Source organism: Flavobacterium sp. (genome assembly GCF_044368995.1).
GTDB lineage: Bacteria > Bacteroidota > Bacteroidia > Flavobacteriales > Flavobacteriaceae > Flavobacterium.
This window is the reverse complement of record NZ_JBIPMS010000089.1, coordinates 1-7,076: the sequence shown is the minus strand read 5'-3', so window position 1 is coordinate 7,076 and position 7,076 is coordinate 1. Positions and strand designations below refer to the sequence as shown.

General features: G+C 33.8%; 3 protein-coding genes and 1 pseudogene. 2 read left to right on the top strand and 2 right to left on the bottom strand.

Annotated elements, in window-relative coordinates; all coding sequences use genetic code 11:
* A partial coding sequence (locus ACIQ2I_RS06905) for a DEAD/DEAH box helicase family protein (protein ID WP_396181696.1) occupies window positions 1–1,123 on the bottom strand: 1,123 nt, incomplete at its 3' end.
* 207 nt (window positions 1,124–1,330) lie between these two features.
* Window positions 1,331–4,144: an excinuclease ABC subunit UvrA gene (uvrA, locus tag ACIQ2I_RS06900; RefSeq protein WP_396181695.1), complete on the bottom strand. Its 2,814-nt coding sequence runs from the start codon at window positions 4,142–4,144 to the stop codon at window positions 1,331–1,333.
* Window positions 4,145–4,487: 343 nt separating this feature from the next.
* Here uvrA and ACIQ2I_RS06895 point away from each other — a divergent pair, with 343 nt between their 5' ends.
* Both ACIQ2I_RS06895 and ACIQ2I_RS06890 read left to right on the top strand, forming a co-directional pair.
* Window positions 4,488–6,590 carry a T9SS type A sorting domain-containing protein gene (locus tag ACIQ2I_RS06895; protein WP_396181694.1) on the top strand — a complete coding sequence of 701 codons (2,103 nt, stop codon included), beginning with the start codon at window positions 4,488–4,490 and terminating at the stop codon, window positions 6,588–6,590.
* Between the two features lie 100 nt (window positions 6,591–6,690).
* A pseudogene (locus tag ACIQ2I_RS06890) lies at window positions 6,691–7,076 on the top strand (LuxR family transcriptional regulator); the annotation flags it as partial.

Here is a 7,076-nt window from a genome sequence, read left to right as displayed (position 1 = left end):
AAGGACGGTTGTCCATTGCGGCAGGCAAACGAAATCCGTAATCTACCAAGTTTTCTTTTCGGCTTCTATCGCCACCATACATGGCATGTACTTGCGATATGGTGACGTGACTTTCATCAATAACCATTAAATAATCGTCTGGAAAATAGTCTAATAAACAGAAAGGGCGCGTACCCGGTTCCCGACCATCAAGGTAACGCGAATAGTTTTCAATCCCGGAACAATAACCCAATTCGCGAATCATTTCTAAATCGAAATTCGTACGTTCTTCTAATCGTTTGGCTTCTAAATGCTTGCCAATTTCTTTAAAATAGTCCACTTGTTTTACCATATCTTGTTGGATTTCCCAAATGGCTTTTTGTAAAATATCAGGAGAAGTCACAAACATATTGGCAGGATAAATGCTTAGTGAGTCGTATTTTTCTATTACTTGCGACGTTCGGGCATCAAACGCTTCAATTTCTTCAATTTCATCACCAAAAAAGTGAATTCGAAACGGTTCATCGCCATAACTCGGAAATACTTCAACGGTATCGCCTTTGATGCGAAAGGTTCCAGGTGTAAATTCCATTTCGGTACGCGAATATAAACTTTGCACCAATTGATGCAATAATTTGGTTCGAGAAATGGCTTGTCCGTTTTTTAAAGTAATTACATTTTTCTGAAATTCAACAGGATTTCCAATTCCATACAAGCAAGAAACAGATGAAATAACAATAATATCTCTCCGACCAGAAAGTAGGGCAGAAGTGGTACTTAAACGAAGTTTTTCAAGTTCTTCGTTAATGGATAAGTCTTTTTCAATATAGGTTCCCGTTACCGGAATAAAGGCCTCGGGTTGGTAATAATCGTAATACGATACAAAATATTGCACCGAATTATTAGGAAAAAATTGCTTAAATTCCGAATACAATTGCGCGGCTAAAGTTTTATTGTGTGCTAAAACTAAAGTAGGTTTCTGTACTTCTTGCACCACATTGGCTACTGTAAATGTTTTTCCTGAACCCGTAACACCCAATAAAGTTTGGTATTTTTCGCCATTGGTGATGCCTTTAGCTAATTTTTCAATGGCTTGAGGTTGGTCTCCAGTGGGAACATAATCAGATACTACTTGGAATTTCATTTGGATTTAAAATATTGAAATGCGAAATTATAATTTTTAACACGAATTACACGAATTAACACAAATAAAAAGGTATTTAAAACTGTAAAATTTATGTTCAACGTTTGTCATGCTGAAAGCATCTCTTTTAGTTGAATTGAAAAACTTTGCGTGAGACCCTTTCAGGGTGACAAATGTTGTGGCAAGGTTTTATTTATAAATCGTAAATCAATTCAGTTTTTCTGCTAGATATTTTCCTGTCAAGGATTTTTTATTTTTTGCTATTTCTTCTGGTGTGCCAAAAGCGACCATTTGTCCGCCATTTTCTCCACCTTCAGGACCGATGTCGATAATGTAATCGGCACATTTAATAAGTTCTAAATTGTGTTCAATTACGATTATAGAATGTCCTTTTTCAATTAAAGCATCAAATGATTTTAATAATTTTTTTATGTCGTGAAAATGCAAACCAGTAGTGGGTTCGTCAAATACAAATAGCATTTTTTCTTTGGTGGCACCTTTTACTAAAAACGAGGCCAATTTGATACGTTGTGCTTCTCCACCAGAAAGGGTAGAAGAAGATTGTCCCAATTGCACATATCCTAAACCAACATCTTTTAAAGGTTGTAACTTTTGCGTAATTTTATTTTGACCATGTTTTTCGAAAAAAGCAACGGCTTCATCAATGGTCATTTTTAGAATATTGTCGATGTTTTTGCCTTCGAAATTAACTTCCAAAACCTCTTTTTTGAATCGTTTTCCATTACAGGTTTCACATTCTAAATGCACATCGGCCATAAATTGCATTTCAATGGTTACTTCGCCATCGCCTTTACACGTTTCGCATCTTCCACCATCTACATTAAATGAAAAGTGTTTGGCTTGGTAATTTCTTAATTTTGAAGTGGTTTGTTTGGCATATAATTCTCTAATATCATCGTACGCTTTAATATAAGTAACTGGATTGGAACGCGAACTTCTTCCGATAGGATTTTGGTCTACATATTCAATGTTCTTAAGGTGCGAAAAACTACCTTCTAAACTTGTAAATTGACCTGCTTTTTCTCCAATTCCGGTTAGTTTTTTCTGTAAGGCAGGAAATAATATCTTTTTTACCAAAGTGCTTTTTCCGCTACCAGAAACACCTGTAATTACCGTTAAGCAATCCAAAGGAAAAGTGACATCAATATTTTTTAAGTTGTTTTCTCTTGCGCCAATAATATCAATATGATTTTTGAATTTTCTTCTTGATTTTGGAACCGCAATTTTTTCTTTCCCGTTTAAATATCTAGACGTTAATGAATCTGATTTCAGAATTTCTGCATAGGTGCCTTGAGCGACTAAATTGCCACCTAAAGTTCCAGCTTCAGGACCAATATCAATAATCATATCAGCGGCTTTCATGATGTCTTCGTCGTGTTCTACAATTATTACCGTGTTACCTAATTTTTTTAAGTTCAGTAACACTTCAATCAGTTTTTCAGTGTCTTTTGGGTGTAAACCAATACTTGGTTCATCTAAAATATACATGGAACCCACTAATGAACTTCCTAAAGAAGTTGCTAAATTGATTCGTTGAGATTCGCCACCAGAAAGTGAAGCTGATCTTCTGTTTAAACTCAAATAGTTTAAACCTACGTTATCTAAAAATGCCAAACGGTTTTTAATTTCTACAAGTAATCGTTTGGCTACTTTTTCATCATATTCCGATAGTTCAATAGTATTAAAAAACGGAATTAATTTGATAATTGGCAAATCGACCAAGTCAGAAATGGTTTTTTTTGCGACTTTAATATTGTTAGTTTCAGAACGTAGTCGTTTGCCATTACAAGCGTGACATTTTGTTTTACCTCTATAACGAGATAGCATGACACGATTTTGAATTTTGTAATTATTGGCTTCTAAATCCTTAAAAAAGTCGTTTAAACCAGTAAAATATTTATTTCCGTTCCATACAAGTGCTTTGTGCGCTTCTGATAATTCAAAATAAGGTTTGTGTATCGGAAAATCAAAATGATGAGAATTGTTTACCAATTGATCTCGGTACCAACCCATACTTTCTCCGCGCCAAGGAAAAATAGCATTTTCATACACAGAAAGCGCCGTGTTTGGCACAACAAGTTCTTCGTCAATACCAATAACACTTCCGTAGCCTTCACAAGTCGGACAAGCGCCATAAGGATTATTAAAGCTAAATAAATGAATATTTGGTTCTAAAAAATCCATGCCGTCTAATTGAAAATTGGAGTTGAAAACCACGCGATTTGCTTTTTCAGGTTCTTGTAGGTACAATTCCCCTTTTCCTTCATAAAAAGCAATTTGTAAGGCATCGGCAATTCGGTTTAAGAATTCTTCATCTGATTTTACTACGATTCTGTCAATAACTAATAAAATTTCTTTGTTAGCCATGGTATTTTCGTCAATCATTTCTAGAGTTGCAACAAAATCGTCTAATCGAACCGTTTGGTTGTCTATTAGTACTCTGGCAAAACCTTGTTGTAATAAAACCTTAAGTTTGTCGTGTAATTTTCTGCCTTTTTCTAGATGAATAGGAGCCAATAAGAGCCATTTCGAATCCATTTCTAAGGATTGAATGTGTTTTACTACATCTGAAACGGTCTGTTTTTTTACTTCTTCACCAGAAATTGGTGAATACGTTCTTCCAATTCTGGCAAATAATAATTTTAAGTAATCGTATATTTCTGTTGATGTACCAACTGTGGAGCGCGCATTTGTAGTATTGACTTTTTGTTCAATGGCAATGGCAGGCGCAATTCCTTTGATATATTCTACTTTTGGCTTGTCTAATTTCCCTAAAAATTGTCTTGCATAGGAAGATAAACTTTCTACATAGCGTCTTTGTCCTTCGGCATATAGTGTATCAAAAGCCAAACTTGATTTTCCAGATCCAGAAAGCCCAGTAATCACTACCATTTGATTTCTAGGAATGGCTACATCAATATTTTTTAAATTGTGCAATTGTGCCCCTTTTATCAAGATAAATTTTTTGGGTTCTAAAGAAGAAAAATCAGATGGCATCATTGTATTTTTTATAAGAATGGCAAAGATAATTAATTATAATTCTAAATGTATCAATTCTTCTTTCAGATGAATAAAAAAGTGTAAATACCACCTAAGAAATCGATGTAGTTGAATTGTTAAAGCTAATTTTTGACTATACATTAACTATACATTTTTAAATAAAATTGAAGTAATATTACTATAAAGCACTGTAATACAGAACTTTATATCATAAATTAAACTTGTTGTTTATTATTAAAAAAAAACTAAAATGTATAGTTTCTATATATATAATAAAAATTGTGTATATTATTTTTAGGTTAATTTTACTATTATCAATTTTTAACCATTTAAATTTAATATTATGAAAAAAATTACGTATTTATTTACATTTTTAATTTCCTTTTGGGGTTTTTCACAAAATCTTGTAACCAATGGAGATTTTGCAAACGGTACAACCAATTGGGCCTTTACAGGAGGTGGCGGAACGGTTGTTAGTGGTGAAGCTTTCTACAGTGCATCCAATGCAGCTGGTAATCCATGGGATACCCAACTAGTTCAAGGAGCTCTTTCTTTTACTGGAGGTGGTCAGTATACCCTTACTTTCAAGTCACGTGCAGTTGCAAACCGAAATATTACGGTTGCAATTCAAAACACTGGTATTTGGTCTGATCAATTTAGACAGAATTTTGCTATTACTACAACAATGGACACTTATACTGCAACGTTTACAGCACCACTCACCAATGGTAATGTGCAGCTAGGTTTTTTGATGGGGGCTTTGGGCAGTACAGATGGTGTTTATTTTGACGATATTACATTGACTTTAAATCCTTGTACTAATGGTATTCAAGACGGTACAGAAACAGGTGTTGATTGTGGTGGCACTTGTGCTCCTTGTGCTACTTTTAGTGCTGTGCCTACAACAAATGCTCCAACTCCTTCACATTTACAAGCAAATGTTGTTTCTGTGTTTAGTGATTCTTATACAAGTATTGCAACAAATTTAAATCCTAACTGGGGACAAAGTGGTTTTGGAACTGTTAATCCTACTTTTACTGTAACCGCAGGAAATAATATTTTAGCGTACACTAACTTTAATTATCAAGGAACTCTTCTTACATCTACCAATTTATCAGACATGGAGTATTTACATGTTGATGTTTATTCAAGTGCTAATCCTGGAGCTACAGTTTTAAAAGTTACACCAGTTAGTAATGGAGCAGGTCCGGCTGAAGTATTGGTAACCATTAATCATGTACAAGGGCAATGGTATAGTGTGGATATTCCTAAATCGGCTTTTACAGACATGACATGGGCTAGTATTCATCAAATGAAGTTTGCTGCAAATGTTGGAGCTAGTGTAACTCCAGCTAATTTTTATTTTGATAATATTTACTTTTGGAAAACTGCTCCTGATCCAGCTATTGATGCTAAACTTAGTGATCTTAAAGTTGCTGGTGCAACTATTTCAGGATTTGCTTCTGGTGTTGAAAGTTATACCTATGAAGTTTTAACAGGTACAACAGCTATACCGCAAATTACAAGTGTTACGACTTCTAATTCGTCTGCAACAACTGTAATTACTCAAGCAACTGCTATACCAGGGAGTGCTACCGTAGTTGTTACTTCTTCAAACGGTACAGTGACTAAAACTTATACAGTAAACTATTTATATTATGGGCCATCAACAGCAGCTCCTACGCCACCTGCTAGACTAGCTACCGATGTGGTTTCTATTTATAGCGATGCTTATACACCTATTATTTTTGATAATTTTGATGCTGGATGGTGCGGTGGTGTTGCATCTACAGAAATTCAAGTTGCGGGTAATAATACTTTACAAAAAAATCCAGGAGTAATATGTCACGGTATTGAATTCCCATCAAATAGATTAGATTTAACAGCATTTACGCATATACATTTTGATTTTTATATTACTGATACTAATTTAACTGGGGATGTATTTAATGTAAAATTAGTTGATTTTGCTGGTGGATCTGCTCAAGTGTCTGCTTTAGAGGTGAACATTAATGGTGGATCAACTCCTCAATTAGTAGGTAATCAATGGGTTTCTGTAGATGTGCCTATCACTGCATTAGGTGGTGTTGTTACAAATAATTTAACAAGAAGCAATGTGGCACAATTCGCAATTACTACCGCAATGGTGGATCGCGTTTTATATGACAATATTTATTTCCATAAAAATACTGTTTTATCTTCTGATAGCTTTACAGTTTCAAAAGTGAAACTATATCCAAACCCAACATCAAATGTATTGAACATTGAAAGTTTAGGAACTATTCAAACTATTTCAGTTTATAATGTTTTAGGTCAAGAAGTGATCAACAAAGCATTAAATAGTACTTCAACTGCGCTAGATGTTTCTAGTTTAAATTCTGGAATCTATGTAGTTAAAACGGTTGTAGATGGTGTAACATCTTCTACTAAATTTATCAAACAATAGATATACACTATATTATTTATTTAAAGACTGCTAGAAATAGTAGTCTTTTTTTTATTTTAAAAAATAATATATATCTTTAGTTCCTTTAATTGTAACATAAATGAAATTTTATAAAATTCACTTTTCTTGTTTACTTCTTTTATTTGTTTTCGCAACTAATTATGCGCAGCAATTACCACCCATTGTAAAATATTCAAAAGATATTTATAATGCAGGAATTCAAAACTGGATGATATCTCAAGACAATCAGCGATTTATGTATTTTGCTAATAATGAAGGTTTGTTAGAGTTTAATGGTTCAAAGTGGGTATTAAATCCCTCACCAAATGAAACTATTATTCGTTCTGTTAAATGCATTCAGGATAAAATATATACTGGGGCTTTTATGGAATTTGGTTATTGGCAACGGGCTGCTAATGGCGAATTATTTTACACCTCTTTAAGTAAATCTATCAAGTCTAAAATTAATGATGACGAACAATTTTG

Excerpts from the sequence above, each read along its gene's own strand:
- uvrA (WP_396181695.1), bottom strand. The coding sequence starts at position 4,144 with ATGATGCCATCTGATTTTTCTTCTTTAGAACCCAAAAAATTTATCTTG.
- ACIQ2I_RS06895 (WP_396181694.1), top strand. The coding sequence starts at position 4,488 with ATGAAAAAAATTACGTATTTATTTACATTTTTAATTTCCTTTTGGGGT.